This is a genomic window from Clostridium sp. CCUG 7971 (assembly GCF_017590215.1).
Classification (GTDB): Bacteria; Bacillota; Clostridia; order Peptostreptococcales; family Peptostreptococcaceae; genus Faecalimicrobium.
In genome coordinates, this window is the sequence record NZ_JAFFPK010000117.1 from 1 (window position 1) to 17616 (window position 17616).

Here is a 17616-nt window from a genome sequence, read left to right on the forward strand (position 1 = left end):
TATTATTTGTAATGGCCTATTAAATGCAAGAAGAGTAATTATAGCTCCAAGAGGAAGATGTAATTGCAATGAAATTGGAGCTAGTACTATAGAAAGCCTGTTATCTTTATTTGATAGAATTAGGAACTTTTAAGTTGTAACTTAATAGAGGGTAGACAGAAACAGTGAAGAGTTAAAAAGAATGATGAAAACTTTATTTAATAAATATGTAAATACGACTTTTACAGCGTACTCAACTATTGAAGATATAGAAAAAGCATCTATATCATCCCTTAACATAGTTATAAGAAAAGAAGTTTTAAAAGCGGCCAAACTTATGGAAGAAAAATTTAATATACCATATATATATATATATGAATATTTATGGGCTCAAAAATTCAATAGCATTTATAGAAAAGGTTAAAGAGATTACTTCTTGGAATTTAAGTGTGAGTAATTTAAATGCTGAAGTAAATAGTGTAAAAAATCATATATTTGGAATTAAACGTAAATTTTACTTCTATAAAGGAAGTAAAAAAGTTGCAATATTTGGTGATTATGACACAGTTATGGGTATAAATGAATTATTAAAAGAACTAGGTATTGAAGTTGATAGAAAAGAGATCTTGTACAAAACAACTTGTGAAGATGAATTTGTTATAGTAAGTTCTAAAGAATTAGATAGAATGAAATATCTAAAGGAAACAGAACTTTTAATGTTACTTGCTGATGGACCTAGTTTAGATATGAAGCATAACTCAAAGTTTGACTTACAAGTAAGTAACCAAAACTTACACAGAGTAAATATTTATTCATATACTCCTTATATAGGATTTAGAGGATGTCTGTGGATGATAGAAAATATATTAAACATAAGTTTATAAGACATAAGGAGAATGATATAATGGAACAATTATTAAAAAATCAAAAAAGCATAATGATAAGCTCAATAGATAAAGATAATAACCCAGCTATAAGCTATGCACCTTTTGTTATGATAGGTGAAAAAATATATGTATACTTAAGCAAAGCAGCTAATCATTACTATAACTTAAGAGATAACAAAAAATGCGCAGTTATGATAATTGAAGATGAAAGCTTAGCTCAAACAATATTTGCAAGAGCTAGATTATCATTTGATTGTGAAGCTAAAATTGTAGAGGATGTTAGTGAAGATATATTTAATAAATTTGATGAAGTACATGATGCTAAAATGATGGCAATGTTTAAGAAGATGGATTTTGATATGTTTGAACTTGATATAATACAAGGAAGACTTGTAAAAGGATTTGGTCAAGCTTTTGATATAAAACTCGTAAACGGAGAAATACAATCAAAACAAGTAACTGGAATAGGACATAGAAGCTAAAATGCAAGGCTCTGCTTGGAAAAACAAGTAGAGCTTTGTATTATTTTGTAGGATATGATTTTCTAGGTACCCAACAGATAAAATGTGGATAGTTCCTTATTTTGAAAAAAAGCTTTATGATAATCCAAATACTATAGTGGTAGTAAAAGATGAAGATTATAAAAAAGAATTGATACCGTACTTATCAGGTTATGGACTAAAGATAATAAAACAATCTATTATATTTTCCAAAATAGTAGTTGTACACAATCATTTAATGATATAAAAATATTAACATTGGGAGGAGTTATGTATATAGACTCGCATACACATTTAGATTTTTTTGAAGATAATATAGAAATTGCAATAGATGAAATAAATAAAAATAAAATAATTACGCTAGCGAATAGTATGGATATAGAAAGCTATATTAAAAACAAAGAATATAGCAAACAAAGTGAATATATAAAACCTTGTTTTGGAGTACATCCTTGGAATGCCTCACAATTTAATGGAGACTTTAAAGACCTTATACCTTATATAGAAGAAAGTGAATTAATAGGAGAAATAGGTCTAGATTATGTATGGATAGAAGATACATCGACTTATGAAAAACAAAGAGAAGTATTTACGTTTATATTAGAAGAAAGTGTAAAAAGAAATAAAATAGTAAATTTACATACTAAAGGAGCTGAAATTGAAATATATAATTCATTAAAACGATATAATTACAGAAAAGCTATAATACATTGGTACAGTGGTGATATGGATACTCTAGATAAATTTATAAGTTTAGGATGCTACTTTACTATTAGTGTAGATATAGGATATTCAGATATTGCATATAAGGTATTAGATAAAATTCCATTAAATAAATTACTAGTAGAAACTGATGGACCAACAGCTCTTAAGTGGGTAAATGGAGAATATGGATATCCAAGTATTATTAAAGAAGTAGTTAAAAAAATAGCAAATTATAAAAATATTGATGATAAAAAATTAGAAGATATAATTTATGAAAATTATAATAAATTACTAAATTTATAATAAAAGGGATAAAATAAAAAGCCACAATATCATATTGTAGCTTTTTATTTATATAAGTTATTTTATATTATCACCAAATGTTTTATTTATTATTTTAGTATAGCTTATAGATTTAGAAATTCTGTCTAATATATCTTCTTTATTATCTAAAATAATATCACCATTAGCATTCCAAAGTGCATTAAAGAGACTATCACACATACCTTTAAAAACTTTATCCCATATTATAGAATAGTCATTTTCGCCAGATTCAGGATGAACTTTTGTGAATTTTAAATTTTTAGATAAATAAAGCGAAGGGTTTTCATTGTTCTTGAAATCTTCTACGAAGTGTCCATCAACTAATCTGATTTCAACATCATTAGATTCCATAAGTATTTTTTCAATATATTCTATATGTCTTTCTCTTTCTTTAAAAGTTAAGGTAACAGGAGTATTAAAAAAATGTAGACATCCTGAGGACATATATTTCCTTAGTTCTGCTTCATATAAAAGAACTTTTAATTTAGATTTATAGGTTGCATTATGAAGAAATACATTTATTTTTTTTAGTTCATTCATTATTTTTTTATTGTCACCAAAAACTCTCTCAGCTATTTCCATAAATAAATCTTCAGGCATAAAAAATTCATTTATTGACCCTAGTAAGCATCTTAAATCATTATTCATAATATATTGAATATAAGTTTGATCTTCAATCATTAAATCTGGAGTTTTTTTGTAACATATATTTTTTCCTTTGTTCCTTAAAGTGTATTCAATACTATCATACAATTCTGAAACCAGTTTTTTTTCTTTAGAAGTAGTTGAAAATAAGCAGTCTCCTTCTTCTGAAAAGATTGAAGTAGATAAAAATTTATCCTTAATTGCTACAATAACTGTATTGTAATTCAAATTACAATTGTATATTTCGAAATTCAGTGAAGGATATGTTGAGATTAAATTTATACCTAGTATTGAATTAAGTATTTCATTTTGATTTTCTCCTTTTAATCCTAATAAAAATTTGACTTTTATATTAGTCTTTTTACTCATTTCATAAAAAACTCGTTTCATATCTCCTAAAGATATTTTTTCTTTATAATTTATATCAAATAAATTTAGAGATACCAATATTTCTAAATTGTCCCCTTTGTCTGCATATGAATCTATTTCATCGAGTAAACTTTTTTGTATCAAAATAGGTTTAACATTAGAAAGACTGTTATAATACTCTTCTGAATGAGTATTTTTAGGAATACTTTGCAACGATTTATTATTTGTATTTACTGTATCTAAATATATTTCTTTTAACGTATTTTCAATATATTTATTTAAGTAATCTTCATCACAATTTTTATCTATTTCAAAGTATTTCACTAAATTTTCATATGTAGACTCTGTAAGGGAGTCTACTATGAAATCAGATATATTTTTACAAATTTCATTTATTCTCTTTGAACTAGGAAGGTTTTTAGATGATATCCATTTGTTAACATAAGATATATCATAACCTAAAGCTCTAGCTAAGCTACCCTTTTTTTGGTTAGATAGATATAGTAAATTTTCTAATACATTTCCAAACGTTATATTTTTCAATTTTATGATTCTCCCTAAGAAGTTATTTTTAAGTATAATTATTCATTTCAATTATATCATTATTTAAGCTAAAAAAAATTGAATCAAAATTGACTAATTTGGAGTCAAAATGAGTCAAGGACAAAAACAGCGAATTCCCAAAAACCTAAAAGTGCCTAAAAGTGCATAGCGATGACTATGTTTACAATGCTATTATAGCTTTAAAGGGTAATACGTTTTCACAAGTATAATAAAGAAAACGTTATTAAGATGAAAAATCGACATAAGGGAGTGTTTTTGTGAGTACTTTAAGAAATAATAAAAAACAATTTATGGCAGGTTGGATGATAGTAGTTGCATGTATGCTTATACAAGCAATTCCATTTGGAATAGCAGCAAATATACAGGCTTTATTTATGCACCCCGTTACAAGTGATAGAGGATTTAGTATAGCAGGATTTTCTCTTATATTTACAATAGGTACAATAGTGGCAGCAATCGCAGGACCGTTTATAGGAGCGTCTTTTTCAAAAATTAATGTTAAATTAATATATATATTAGGATCTATTCTTGTTGGGGTTGGATTCTTACTATATTCTATGTGTACAGAATTATGGCAATTTTATTCAGTAGCAGTTATAGTTCAATTAGGAGCTACAGCTATATCAGGTATAGGAGTTCCTCTTTTAATAAGTTCTTGGTTTGATGATTTAAGCAAAGGAAAAGCTATGGGGTTAGCATTTGCAGGAGGATCTTTAGGTAATATTTTTCTTCAACAGATAGCTATACAATCTATAGCAACTAAAGGGTATTCTTACTCTTATTTTATGTTTGGTATTGTTGCTTTAATATCAGGACTAATAATATCTATTTTAATGATAAGAATGCCTAAAAATGATAATGAAATAGTTAGAAGTAAAAATGTAGAAGTATTGTCATCTAAAGAAGATAGTAGTGAGTCTGGATATTCCTTAAATGAAGTTAAAAACATTAAGTATTTTTGGATGGCTGCAGTAGGATTTTTATTTGTTGGAATATATGTATCAGCATACTCAATTCAGTACGCTGCATACTTCCAAGGATTTTTAAAGTTTGATGTAGCAACAATTGGTATAACAGGTTCAATATTTGCAATTTGTTCACTAGGTGGAAATATAGTTGGAGGATTTTTATTTGATAAACTAGGAGTTACAAAATGCTTAATAATATCTTCAGTGTTAGTATTTATATCTGGAATAGCATTAATGATGTCTAATCAATCACCAATATTTGCACATGTATTCTCAGCTATAAAAGGATTAGCTGTATATGTTTATATGATGGGACCAGCATATATGACAGGATCACTATTTGGAAATAAAGATTATGGAAGTAAATTAGGACTAGTTCAATTATTATTTGCAGTAGGATTCTCTTCAGGCTCAGCACTATTTGGAGTATTTGTTGATAAATTAGGATATAATATTTCTTGGTCAATTATATTAGTATCTGTAGTTTTAGCTTATATATTACTTATAAACTCATCGATAGGAATTACTAAACTAAATAAAGAGAAAGAATTAAAATTAAGCGAATTTGAAAAAATAGCTTAATAAAAATCTATAGGAACTTTATTACTAATAATACCTGGGATTATAGCTATGTTCATGTTTTCTCAAGTATATTTTATATTAGTTCAAGATCCTAGTATAGGTGTTATAGAATGTTTACAAAGAAGTTCTGAAATGATGAAAGGCCATAAGTTAGATTTATTTATACTTGAATTAAGTTTTATTGGATGGGTTATACTTTGTATATTTACACTTGGTATAGGTTTTCTATGGTATATACCTTACTATCAAATGACGCTAACTAACTTTTATTTAAATTTAAAAGAATCTGATAAAGAATTAGGTCTAGATGAAGAATAATTTTAAAAGTAAAGCCTAGTTATATACTTAATTTAGATAAGTGCATAACTAGGTTTTATTATAACTATTTTGTATAAGGGGGGAATCTATATGAATTTAGACGAATTAAAAGATTTATCGTGTTCCATAGAAGAAGAACTAAAAGAAGAATTTGAAAAAGTTAGTGATTTTATTTTTAATAATCCAGAACTTGGAGGAGAAGAGTATGTATCTTCAAAATATTTAGCTGATAAGATTAAAGAATATGGATTTAAGGTAACAATGCCATACTGTGATATAGACACTGCATTTAGGGCAGAATTAGGTGATGAAGGTGAAACGACAATTGCCTTTTTAGCTGAATATGATGCTCTACCAGGGTATGGAGAAAATAATGAAGCAGGTCATGCCTGTGGTCATAACTGGATAGCTGCAGGAACATTAGGAGCAAGTGTAGTTTTAAGCAAACTAAAAAAATATTTTAATGGTAAGGTTGTTTTAATTGGTACACCAGCGGAAGAAACTATTGGATATAAATGTAACTTAGTTAATATGGGTGCATTTGACGATATAGATGCAGTTTTTCAGATGCATTTAGAAGCATACAACAATGTAAACTGTAAAGCTCTAGCAATGGATTCTCTAGAATTTACATTTGAAGGAGTAGCAGCCCATGCAGCTTCCCATCCTCATATGGGAGTAAACGCATTAGATGCAGTAAATCTTACTTTTGCAGGAATAAATGCTATTAGACAACATGTAAAATCAGACGTCAGAATACATGGAATAATATCTGATGGAGGACAAGTTCCAAATATTGTTCCAGATAAAGCTGCATGTAAATTTTATATAAGAGCTTTAGATAGGAATTATTTAAATGAAATTACATCAAAAGTTATTAATTGTGCAAAGGGAGCTGAATTAATGACAGGTGCAAAATTAAGTTATAGAAACTTTGAAAATTCATTTGACAATATAGTTAATCATCCTAAATTACAAAAAATAATGAAGAAAAACCTTGAAAGAGTAGGAGTTATAGACTTTATAGAAGGAGGTGATGGTCCAACAGGTTCAACTGATATAGGAAATGTAAGTCAAGTTTGTCCTACAATGTATACAGAGCTTAAATTAGATATTAATCCTATGTCTTATGTTCATGAAAAAGAATTTCTACATCATGTAAATTCTAAAGAAGCTTATGATAAATTACATAAATCAATTAAAGCTATGGTTGGAGCATCTCTTGAATTATACTTGGATAAAGAATTACTTAAAAAATAAATCTTATTATAAATAAATGAAGCGGTATTCTAAACAGAAAATTATTTGTATTAATTAGAATATTTTACACATATTTCCTTAAAATAGATGATAAATTTAGCGAGAAGTTACAAAATTCGACAAAGAGGATGTTATATAATATAAAAGGGGTTAGGGATTTATATATATTTAAATAGAGGGATGTAGTTAACTAAAGAGGGAGATAGTTATCTATAAAATAATCGAATTTATATTAAATTACTAATGCAGTAGGGGAATGTAATAAATACGGAATAATTATTAAATATCAAATATAAAATAAGTACTATATATGGGAGTTTATAGTACTTATTTTATATTAAACTTAAATAATCTATATAAATTTGAATTTATGGTGTTAACTAGCTAAGTTACAATAGTATAACCTTATATGTATTGAAAATGGTAGAGTCTATGGAGCGATCCAAAGGCTTTTTTTATTTAAAAAAGTTTTTTAAATAAATAAAAATTTTTACTAGATTAAATTAATTTAAAGTAATATAATTAGTATTGGAAATGTATAGACAAATTAAAAATAAAATATATACAATAAGGATGTGGTTAGAATGGGAAAATTAGGAATTTCAATTTATCCAGATAAAAGTAGTAAAAAAGAAATTTATGACTATATAAATAAAGCTTCAGAAAATGGATTTTCAAGAATATTTTCATGTCTACTTTCGGTAAACGATACCAAAGAAAATATAATAAAAGAATTTAAAAGTATAAATGAATATGCAAAGAAAAAAGAATTTGAGGTAATACTAGATGTTGCTCCTTCAGTATTTAATGATTTAGGGATAAGCTATGATGATTTAAGCTTTTTTAAAGAAACTAATGCAGATGGAATTAGATTGGATGTAGGATTTACAGGATTAGAAGAGTCTTTAATGACTTTCAATTCTCAAGATTTAAAGATAGAAATAAATATGAGCCAAAATGTTCATTACTTAGATACAATAATGGATTATAGGCCTAATAAAGAAAAAATAATTGGATGTCATAATTTTTATCCACATAGATTTAGCGGACTTAACTTAGAACACTTTAAAGAATCGACTAAAAGATTTAATAAGTATGGATTGAAAACAGCAGCATTTGTAACTAGTCAAAATGAAAATACTTTTGGGCCTTGGCCAGTTACAGATGGACTTCCTACAATTGAAATGCATAGAAATCTGTCGATAGATGTGCAAGCGAAGCATTTTATAGCGTTAGATTGTATAAATGATATAATAATATCAAATTGTTACCCAAGTGATAAAGAGATAAAAGCACTAGGTTCTATGAGAAAAGACTTAGTTGAATTTGATGTTAATTTATATGATGGAGTATCTGAAGTAGAGAAAAAAATATTATTTGAAGAGATTCATTTTAATAGAGGAGATATAAGTGAATATATGATAAGATCAACTCAGCCAAGAGTAAAGTATAAAGGACATCAGTTTGAGCTATTTAATGTACCAGATGTTATAAAAAGAGGAGATATTGTAATAGAAAGTAGTGACTATGGAAGTTATGCAGGAGAATTGCAAATTGCTCTTTGTGACATGCAAAATAGTGGAAAATCAAATGTAGTTGGTCGTATAAGAGAAGAAGAAGTTTTCATAATAGATGATATAAAACCTTGGCAAAAGTTTAAATTTAAAGAGATTAAATAATAAAAGGCGCTATAGTTATACATAGCGCCTTTTATTTCTATTGTGCTGATGGTAACTCAGATGAAGAACTTCCTTCTTGAGAAGATGTGTTATTGTTAGTTGAATTATTGTTTTCTTCTTGAGGATTACTTGTATTACCTGCATTAGAAGCAGGGACACTTGAATTCTCTTGAGATTTATCATTAGAATCCTTGTTTAAATTTCCATCAGTTGGTGTGCTTTCGCTTTTTTGTGGAGTTGTAGTACTATTTCCAGACCCATTTTTATTAGAATCATTAAATAATCCCGTAAACCAGTTCCATATTTTAGCGAAGAAACCTTCAACTTCTTGGCTTGATGGTAAGTTTATAGCATTTTTGTCAGTAGCATCTATTTGTGCATTGTCTCCAAGTAAACTATCATTAGTATTCTCTAATATACCAAGATCTTTATTTTTTTCACCAAATAAATTACTAAACCATCCCTTTATAGTGTCAAATATACCAGAATTTTTAACACTTTCACCGAGATCAGATAAATTTTTATCAACTATATTAGAAACATTAGATAGTGTATCTTTTACCTTACTATAATCATAATCTTGTTGAGATATTTTTGACATTAAACCTTCTACTTGTTTTTGTTGTTCAGGACTTAATGTTATATTGTAGTTATTTGTTATATTATTTATAGTTTCTGCTATTTGAACAGTATCTTTAGTACCATTTTTTATAATCTCTGTTTTAATATCATTTATTACTCCTGTAGCTTTATCTTGTCCGATATCATCACCAAGATCACCAGTAGTAATTAATTCTTCAGTTGCTAACTCTTTTTTATCTTCTGGTAATGGCTTACCAGTTGCATCTTCAAAAGCTTTCATAACACCAGTTAAACCACCGGTACCAGAAACAGGGAAAGGTGCAGCAACTATTACGTTTGCATCTACTATGCCAGCAGTTGATAGAGTAGTTGCTATCATTGAACTTGTTACCCATGTAAGGTTAGCAGTTTTTACATTTATACCACTACCTTTTGATGTTGGCTCAACATAAGAACATGATATTGTTATTTTACCAAGCTGTTGTTCGCTAGCAACACCTTTTAAGTATTTTCTTTCTTCTGTATTGTTAACTTCTAAAACAACAGCTTCATCTGGATTAACACCAAAATATTTAAGCATTTGTTCCTTTTGAGCAGGCTTTAAGTTTGCGCCAAGAGTAACGACTTTACTACTATCAGCAAACGAAAGGCTAAAGCTTGATAAACAAAGACCAAGAGCAAGTGTAGTTGCAATAGATTTCTGTTTAAAGTTTGTAAATCTTTTATTCATAAATTTTCATTCCTTTCAACTTAAAAGTTTCAATAATATACCCCCGCTATAGTATACTATAAACTATTTTAAAGTGGAAGACGATTACAAGATTGTAATAAAATATCATTTAATATGAGTTTATTTCTCTATATATAGGATATATAATAAAGTAAATATTTAATTAAATATTTGGGAAAAAAATCAAAAAAATGTAAGATTTTGTCATACGAAAAAACACAACATAATTTGTCAAATATTGAAAGTAATAATGTGATATATGATAAAATAAAGTAAGGAATTTAACTGTGCAAAAGGACTGTTTAGGGGGCGATTACTTTGCAAATTATAGATTATATAAAAGTATTTAATAAAACTCCACTCCTTGGATTATTGGGAGAATTTAAAACAAGCGAAGAAAATAATTGTGAGGTATTTGAAGTCTTAAAAGTAAACTTAAAAATGAAAGAGGTATTAAACGAAGTAGATGTTTTAGGGAAAGATATTGTAGACATATTTGGAATAAAAAATAGAGAAAAAATAAAATTAATATATAAACAAATAAAAAAAGAAAAGGAGTATTCTATAGAAGAATATATACCTAGATTAAATAAGTTTTATAAACTTGAAATATTACATATTTGTGAAAAGATATACGTAGTATGGCTGAAGCCATTTTTTGAATTTGATAAATGTATATCTAATGCATTAGCTAAATTAAATTGTTTGACATGGATAAAAGATAAAAGAGGTAGATATATATCTACAAATATTAATAAAAAGGAATTTTATAATTTAAATGAAGAAAATATCATAGGAAAAACAGATTCAGAAATTTTTCCAAAAGAAGTAGCAGATGCATTTGTCAAGGGAGATTTAAAACTATTAACTAAAGAAGTAGATTATATATCTATGTTGAGCTTTGTAAATGGTAAGCATTATGATGTATCATCATATCCAATATATGATGATAATGAAATAGTAGCTACTATAGGATTTGCTAGAGACATTACAGGAGAAGATGATTGTAAAATAGAATCAGAAACACAAAAAAAGATGATAGAATTAATAGGGGATAATATTCCAGACCATATATTCTTTAAAGACTCTGAAGGCGTATTTAGATATTGCAATGATGCTTTTGCAAAATCTAATGGAGTAAGTAAGGATGAGATTATAGGTAAGAACGATTTTAATTTAGATTCAGTAAGAAAATTCTGTGCATTAAAATATGTAAAAGAAGATGAGAAGGTGTATAAAAGTAAAGAAGGGATTATAGTAGAAGCTCAAGAGACTGGAGATGACGGACGTAAAATATATAGAGAAACTATAAAAGTACCTTTTGTTGATAGTAATGGGTTTGTAGGTGGGATTTTAGGAATATCTAGAGATATTTCACATAGAAAAGAAGCGGAAATGGAATTTGAAAGACTTAGAATGGAGTTTTTTGCAAATTTATCACATGAATTTAGAACACCACTTAATTTAATATTTAGTTCTGTACAACTTTTAAATATGAAATTAAGTAAATGCGATATTTGTAATAGCTGTAAATTTAGCAATAAAGAATATGGTAAGTATATAGATATTATAAACAGAAATGGATTTAGATTATTAAAACTAGTTAACAACTTAATCGATATAACTAAGTTAGATGGAGGTACTTTAGAATATAATCCTGTAAATTACGATATTGTAAAATTTATTGAAAATATTGTTGATTTATCGTCAGATTTTGCAAATGAAAATGGAATAGAGATGATATTTGATACAAGTATAGAGGAAAAGATAATAGCTTTTAACTTAGAGCAAATGGAAAGAATAATATTAAATTTAATATCTAATTCAATAAAGTTTAATAAGCCAGATGGCAAAATAGAAGTAAGCATAGACTGCAATGATGAATTTGTAGAAATACAAGTTAAAGACAATGGTATAGGAATTCCAGAAGATGAATTTTCAGAAGTATTTGAAAAGTTTAATCAGGTAAATAATAGAATGACTAAAGTTAGTGAAGGAAGTGGAATAGGACTATCTTTAGTTAAGTCTTTAGTAGAATTACATAACGGATCTATTAGCATTGAAAGTGAACTTAATAAATATACTAAATTTATTATCAAAATACCTAACGTAACTACTAGTAATGAATATAGTGAAAAAGAAGAATATTTATTATCAAAATACGCAGAAAATATTCAAATTGAGTTTTCTGATATATATTCAAATTTAAATGTATAGTAAAAATAGAGTATCTGGTAATTTCAGATACTTTATTTTTGTAAATAAACTAAAATTAAAGCAAATATATAAAATGGTAAAAAATGTAAAGTGATAGCTTAAGATGTAAATGCATAGGAAGTATGCTAAAATAAATAATTCAATGAAAGATATATGAGGGGGATTTATTTTGGAGTTTCAAAACTACATAAAAATGATAGAAAAAGCGCCAGTAATTTGTTTATGGGGGGTCTTAAAGGAAAAAACAAGTTCTTTTAAATTGCTAGGTATGAATCAAAAAGCCAAAGGAGCATTTAATATAAATGATATTGTAGGAAAAGACATATTAAATGTTTTAGGTATAAAAGAAAAAGTAAATGATAATTTAATATATGAAATAATAAAAAATAACAAAAAATATACATTAGAAGAATATATACCTATATTAAATAGATTTTATGAAATAGAAATAGTAAATATTTATGATGATTTATTCGCAGTATGGTTAACCAAATGCTATGATTATAGTCAATATACTAAAGAAATATTAGATAAATTAAATATTCTATTATGGGTTAAAGATAAAAAGGGAAGATATAGAGTTACTAATTTATCTTTTGATAATTATGGAAAAATAAATTCTGAAGATATGATAGGGAAAACTGATTTTGAAATTTTTCCTATAGATATAGCTACCAATTTTAACGCCTCAGATCAAAAGATTCTTAATAAAGAAATAGATAAAATATTAACTCTCACCTTTATAGATGATAAATGCTATAATTCTTCATTATATCCTATATATGATAATAATAAAGATGTAGTAGGAACAATAGGATTGTGTATAGATATAAAAAAAAATCAAAGTGCAAAGGACGAAGCTCAAATCCAAAAGAAAATGTTAGAACTAATAAGTGATAATATTCCAGATCATATATTTTTTAAAGATGCTAATGGAATATTTAAGCATTGCAATGAAAACTTTGCAAAAGCATACAAATGTACTAAAGAAGAAATAATTGGAAAATCAGAGGATGAAATATCAATAACAAATGATAAGAGCCATATAAGATATAAAGAAGAAGATGCTAAAGTATGTAGTGCAAAAAGAAAAATTATAAGTGAAGGTGTGGAAGTTTTACAAGATGGAAGTAAAGTTTATACAGAGACAATTAAAGTTCCTTTTATAGATGAAAATGGAATGGTAGGTGGCATATTAGGCATATGTAGAGACATTTCACATAGAAAAGAAGCAGAAGTTGAATTTGAAAGACTTAGGATGGAGTTTTTTGCTAACCTCTCCCATGAATTTAGAACACCTCTTAACCTAATATTTAGCTCAATACAACTGTTAGATATGAAATTAGAACAATGTAAAGATAATGAAGAAAATTATAGTAGTATTAAAGGATATGAAAAATACATAAATATTATAAGACAAAATGGATATAGATTACTAAAGCTTGTAAATAATTTAATAGACTCAACTAGATTAGATGTTGGAAGCATAGAATATACCCCTAAAAATTGTGATATTATAAATTACGTAGAAAATATTTTTGATTCAGTAGTAGAATTTGCAAACCAAAATAGTATAAATATGATATTTGATACAATGATAGAAGAGCATATAGTTGCTTTTGATTTGGATAAAATGGAAAGAATAATACTGAACTTGATTTCAAATGCAATTAAGTTTAATAAGAAAAATGGACTGATAGAAGTTAATATAGATTGTAATGATAAGTTTGTAGAAATAGAAGTTAAAGATAGCGGAATAGGTATACCTAATGATAAATTAGGAGAAGTTTTTGAAAAATTTAAACAGGCAAATAATAGAATGACTAAAGTAAGTGAAGGCAGCGGAATAGGATTATCACTAGTAAAGTCATTAGTTGATTTGCATAGTGGCAAAATTGAAGTTGAAAGTAGACTGGGAGAATATACTAAATTTACTGTAAAAATACCAAATGTTTTAGTAAAAGAAGATACATATATAAACGATGAAAATCACTCATCTAAATATATAGAAAATATTAAAGTAGAATTTTCAGATATATATTTAAATTTAAGTATCTAAAAAAATCCCTTAGGATGTACATCCTAGGGGATTTTATATGTTTAGAAGTTTTTTATATTACCCTATAAACATTTGAGTCCAGTATAGTGTACCATTACTCTTTTGAGCAACACCAACACCTATTTTTGTAAAGCTAGAATTTAAGATATTTTTTCTGTGACCTTCAGAATTCATCCAAGCAGTTACAACTTCTTTAGGACTTCTTTGTCCCATTGCTATATTTTCTCCAGCTGCTCTATAGCTTACTCCAAATTGCTTCATCATATCAAATGGAGAACCGTAAGTTGGAGAGTTATGGTCAAAGTAGTTTTTATTTATCATATCTTGAGATTTTATTGTAGCTACATTTGAAACTTTAGAGTCAAGTGTAAGTGGGCTTAACCCTCTTTTAGTTCTTTCAACATTTACTAAATCAACAACTTCTTTTTGGTAAGCTGCGAATTGTCCAGTTGTAGAGCCTGAGTTATTATTGTTATTATCTTCTGGTTTAGTTTCAGGCTTATTAGTAGAACCTGAGTTATTATTGTTATTATTTTCTGGCTTAGCTTCAGGTTTATTAGTAGAACCTGAGTTATTATTATTATTATTATTTTCTGGCTTAGCTTCAGGTTTATTAGTAGAACCTGAGTTATTATTGCTATTATTTTCTGGTTTAGCTTCAGGCTTGTTAGTAGAACCTGAGTTATTATCTTCTGGCTTAAGTTCTGGCTTTATAGGACAGTTTGGATTTGTTGGTAATTTGTATTTAACACCGTTTATATATAAATATACTACACTTTTATTATTTAGTTTTGTATATCCCTTATGAGATAAAGCACTTACAGGAACGATACTAGAAGCTGTTGCTACAGTTACTACCCCTAAAGTTAATAAAGTTTTTAGTTTTGTTGATATATTTTTCGTCATTGTAAAACACCTCTTTGTTTGAATTTTGTAAAAATGTTACTGATTTGTAACCTTTAGTGTAGGGGTTGCCCCCCTGTGAAACTATGATAACACAAAAAATGTCGAATTTTGACTGTAAAGATATGCCAAAAGGTTAGAAATCATACTGAAAGTTAGTTATATACTGGGATAAAAAAGTTTGAAAATTTATTAAAAAAAGAATATTTATATGAAAATTAACATTAAATGAGGGTAAAAAGGGTATAAATAAATTATATTTGTAAATATTTTTATGAAGAGATTGAAAATTTAATAAATGTATTATACTATAATAAGGAAAAGTTTGGGTATATGACCATAAACTGAAAGGAGAACAAAATATATGTCAAAAGAATTAGTCAAAGAAAGAGTTATAAAATATTTAATGGAGGACTTATTAGTTCCACATGATATGATAGATACAGATGTAGCCTTATCGGAATTTGAAGAAGGTGCAGAAGGTGTACTAGATGTAGTAGTTAATGTTAAAGATAAAGAAGATTACTATGCGCCAGTTATGATAATACAATGTTTAGATGAAGATATAAGATTAGAAGGAGAAGTTGTACAAAAACAAGTAGACTTCTTAGAAGATGTAGATAATATAACTATGGCAGGAAGATTAGTTTTAACTAATGGAGATGCTATGATGTATGCTGATTGGACAGGAGAAGAATATGATACAGAAGCTTCACTTCCAACATATGATACTATGGTAGAAGAATTCTTTAATATGGAAGAATTATCACAAGAAGGTGAACATAATCATGACCACGGACATGATCATGAATGTTGTGGAGGACATGAACATGACCACGGACACGATCATGAATGTTGTGGAGGACATGGACACGACCACGGACATGACCATGAATGCTGTGGAGGACATGGACATGGTTCAGACTGTGGTTGTCATCACAAATAATATATACATATAATATACGAACTTGACTATACTTTTTAATGATGTTATTATTAAATGGTTAAAAATTCTATATAAAACCGTAAGTGTTGGGGCAAACGCTGGAAGGATTTATTAATAAGGGATTTATAACGTCGTTCGAGAAAAAAAGACTGCATATTGTGTGGTCTTTTTTTCTGTAAAAAAATAATACAAAAAAGAAGGAAATTTGAAGTCTGAAGTAGAATATTAGATAAATAAATTTATTGACATTTTAGTTAAATTGAATGGAATCTTTTTATAATATAAATCATATTATAAAAATAACTGAAGCTAAAGACACTTTACCATTTCAATTAACAAACTATATGGATAGAAGGGGTTAGATTATGGGGGCTAAAAGAGAACATACTTATGAAAATTATATTTATGGGGATTCATCAAATACATCGAATGCGATGAAAATGTACTTAAAAGAAATTGAAGAGTACAAAATGTTGTCTGCAGTAGAGGAAGTTGAATTAGCAAAAGCAATAATTAACTCTTCACCTAAAGCTAAGGAACAGTTTATAAATGCAAACTATAGGTTAGTTGTAAGTATTGCTAAGAAATACAGAAAAGAAAGTGTAGATATGCTTGATTTAATTCAAGCAGGTAACATTGGACTTATAAAAGCTGTTGATAAATACGATTATAAAAAGGGATATAAATTTAGTACTTATGCTACATGGTGGATAAAACAAAGCATAACAAGATACATAGATGACTGTGAAAATACTATAAGAATACCTGTTCACCTTCATCAAAGAATAAACTTTGTAAAAAGAAAAAAACAAGAACTTTCAAATGTACTTCAAAGAGAACCTAGCTTAGATGAAATAGCAGAAGTATGTGACCTTGATGTTCAAAAGGTTATAGATATATTAAAGAGAGATAAAAATATAGTGTCATTAGATACACCTATAAAAGAAGACGAAGATAGTAGTTTAGTTGAATTTATACCATCAGATGCTAATTTTGCAGATGTAGTAATTCATGAAGTAGAGCAAAAGAACTTAAGGGAAAAAATAGAGGAATTATTAACAGGGCTTGGTGACCAAGAACAAAAGGTACTTAGAATGAGATTTGGATTAGATGATGATACTCCAAAAACATTAGAGGAAATAGGAAAAGTATTTGGAGTAACAAGAGAACGTATAAGACAAATTGAAGCAAAAGCAATAAGAAAACTAAGACATCCAAGTAGATTAAAACAATTAAAACATTTTTATTAATTTACAAAATAAAGTAGGTAAATTTTGCCTGCTTTATTTTTGGTTTATATTTTTAATTTTAGGGTAAATATGGAAATGCACTTCTTAAAATAAATGATAGCATAAAATACATTGGAAATCATTTAAATAATAAAAATAAATAATTATAT

General features: G+C 27.2%; 15 protein-coding genes and 1 pseudogene. 13 read left to right on the forward strand and 3 right to left on the reverse strand.

Annotation, left to right across the window (positions count from 1 at the left end; genetic code table 11):
* Nucleotides 1–172 precede the first annotated feature (172 nt).
* From JWF52_RS14225 to JWF52_RS14245, 5 genes and pseudogenes are all read left to right on the forward strand, one after another.
* Nucleotides 173–403: pseudogene (locus JWF52_RS14225) on the forward strand (nitrogenase component 1); the annotation flags it as partial.
* A complete protein-coding gene (locus tag JWF52_RS14230; protein WP_208334208.1) occupies nucleotides 354–863 on the forward strand; it encodes a nitrogenase component 1 in 510 nt (169 codons plus the stop codon). The pseudogene JWF52_RS14225 and the gene JWF52_RS14230, both read left to right, overlap by 50 nt.
* A gap of 20 nt (nucleotides 864–883) precedes the next feature.
* A complete protein-coding gene (locus JWF52_RS14235) occupies nucleotides 884–1348 on the forward strand; it encodes a HugZ family pyridoxamine 5'-phosphate oxidase (protein ID WP_208334209.1) in 465 nt (154 codons plus the stop codon).
* 82 nt (nucleotides 1349–1430) lie between these two features.
* The gene (locus JWF52_RS14240) at nucleotides 1431–1613 is read left to right on the forward strand and encodes a hypothetical protein (RefSeq protein WP_208334210.1); all 183 of its coding nucleotides are present in this window, start codon (nucleotides 1431–1433) and stop codon (nucleotides 1611–1613) included.
* A 23-nt stretch (nucleotides 1614–1636) separates the two neighbouring features.
* Nucleotides 1637–2374, forward strand: coding sequence for a TatD family hydrolase (locus JWF52_RS14245; protein ID WP_208334211.1), 738 nt, complete (start codon nucleotides 1637–1639; stop codon nucleotides 2372–2374).
* A gap of 57 nt (nucleotides 2375–2431) precedes the next feature.
* Here JWF52_RS14245 and JWF52_RS14250 read toward each other — a convergent pair whose 3' ends face one another.
* On the reverse strand, nucleotides 2432–3952 hold the full coding sequence (locus JWF52_RS14250; protein WP_208334212.1) for a hypothetical protein: 1521 nt from the start codon (nucleotides 3950–3952) through the stop codon (nucleotides 2432–2434).
* A gap of 278 nt (nucleotides 3953–4230) precedes the next feature.
* Here JWF52_RS14250 and JWF52_RS14255 point away from each other — a divergent pair, with 278 nt between their 5' ends.
* The 4 genes from JWF52_RS14255 to JWF52_RS14270 all read left to right on the forward strand — a co-directional run bounded on the left by JWF52_RS14255 (nucleotide 4231) and on the right by JWF52_RS14270 (nucleotide 8780).
* Nucleotides 4231–5523 carry a conjugated bile salt MFS transporter gene (locus JWF52_RS14255; RefSeq protein WP_208334213.1) on the forward strand — a complete coding sequence of 431 codons (1293 nt, stop codon included), beginning with the start codon at nucleotides 4231–4233 and terminating at the stop codon, nucleotides 5521–5523.
* Between the two features lie 30 nt (nucleotides 5524–5553).
* Nucleotides 5554–5841 (forward strand): DUF975 family protein, encoded by a 288-nt coding sequence (locus tag JWF52_RS14260; RefSeq protein ID WP_353654949.1) that lies wholly within the window; start codon nucleotides 5554–5556, stop codon nucleotides 5839–5841.
* Nucleotides 5842–5931: 90 nt separating this feature from the next.
* On the forward strand, nucleotides 5932–7101 hold the full coding sequence (locus JWF52_RS14265) for a M20 family metallopeptidase (RefSeq protein ID WP_208334215.1): 1170 nt from the start codon (nucleotides 5932–5934) through the stop codon (nucleotides 7099–7101).
* 584 nt (nucleotides 7102–7685) lie between these two features.
* Nucleotides 7686–8780: a DUF871 domain-containing protein gene (locus tag JWF52_RS14270; RefSeq protein WP_208334216.1), complete on the forward strand. Its 1095-nt coding sequence runs from the start codon at nucleotides 7686–7688 to the stop codon at nucleotides 8778–8780.
* Nucleotides 8781–8817: 37 nt separating this feature from the next.
* Here the strand turns inward: JWF52_RS14270 and JWF52_RS14275 are convergent, their stop codons facing one another.
* The gene (locus JWF52_RS14275; RefSeq protein ID WP_208334217.1) at nucleotides 8818–10092 is read right to left on the reverse strand and encodes a DUF1002 domain-containing protein; all 1275 of its coding nucleotides are present in this window, start codon (nucleotides 10090–10092) and stop codon (nucleotides 8818–8820) included.
* A 318-nt stretch (nucleotides 10093–10410) separates the two neighbouring features.
* Between JWF52_RS14275 and JWF52_RS14280 the strand changes: the two genes are divergently transcribed.
* Together JWF52_RS14280 and JWF52_RS14285 are read left to right on the forward strand one after the other, a co-directional pair.
* Entirely contained in the window at nucleotides 10411–12309 is a 1899-nt protein-coding gene (locus JWF52_RS14280) for a PAS domain-containing sensor histidine kinase (RefSeq protein ID WP_208334218.1), read from the forward strand.
* Nucleotides 12310–12478: 169 nt separating this feature from the next.
* On the forward strand, nucleotides 12479–14368 hold the full coding sequence (locus tag JWF52_RS14285; RefSeq protein ID WP_208334219.1) for a sensor histidine kinase: 1890 nt from the start codon (nucleotides 12479–12481) through the stop codon (nucleotides 14366–14368).
* 57 nt (nucleotides 14369–14425) lie between these two features.
* Here JWF52_RS14285 and JWF52_RS14290 read toward each other — a convergent pair whose 3' ends face one another.
* Nucleotides 14426–15274: a CAP domain-containing protein gene (locus JWF52_RS14290; RefSeq protein ID WP_208334220.1), complete on the reverse strand. Its 849-nt coding sequence runs from the start codon at nucleotides 15272–15274 to the stop codon at nucleotides 14426–14428.
* Between the two features lie 361 nt (nucleotides 15275–15635).
* Between JWF52_RS14290 and JWF52_RS14295 the strand changes: the two genes are divergently transcribed.
* Together JWF52_RS14295 and JWF52_RS14300 are read left to right on the forward strand one after the other, a co-directional pair.
* Nucleotides 15636–16217, forward strand: coding sequence for a type I restriction enzyme HsdR N-terminal domain-containing protein (locus JWF52_RS14295; RefSeq protein ID WP_208334221.1), 582 nt, complete (start codon nucleotides 15636–15638; stop codon nucleotides 16215–16217).
* Between the two features lie 365 nt (nucleotides 16218–16582).
* Nucleotides 16583–17467 carry a sigma-70 family RNA polymerase sigma factor gene (locus JWF52_RS14300; protein WP_208334222.1) on the forward strand — a complete coding sequence of 295 codons (885 nt, stop codon included), beginning with the start codon at nucleotides 16583–16585 and terminating at the stop codon, nucleotides 17465–17467.
* Nucleotides 17468–17616: the final 149 nt, after the last annotated feature.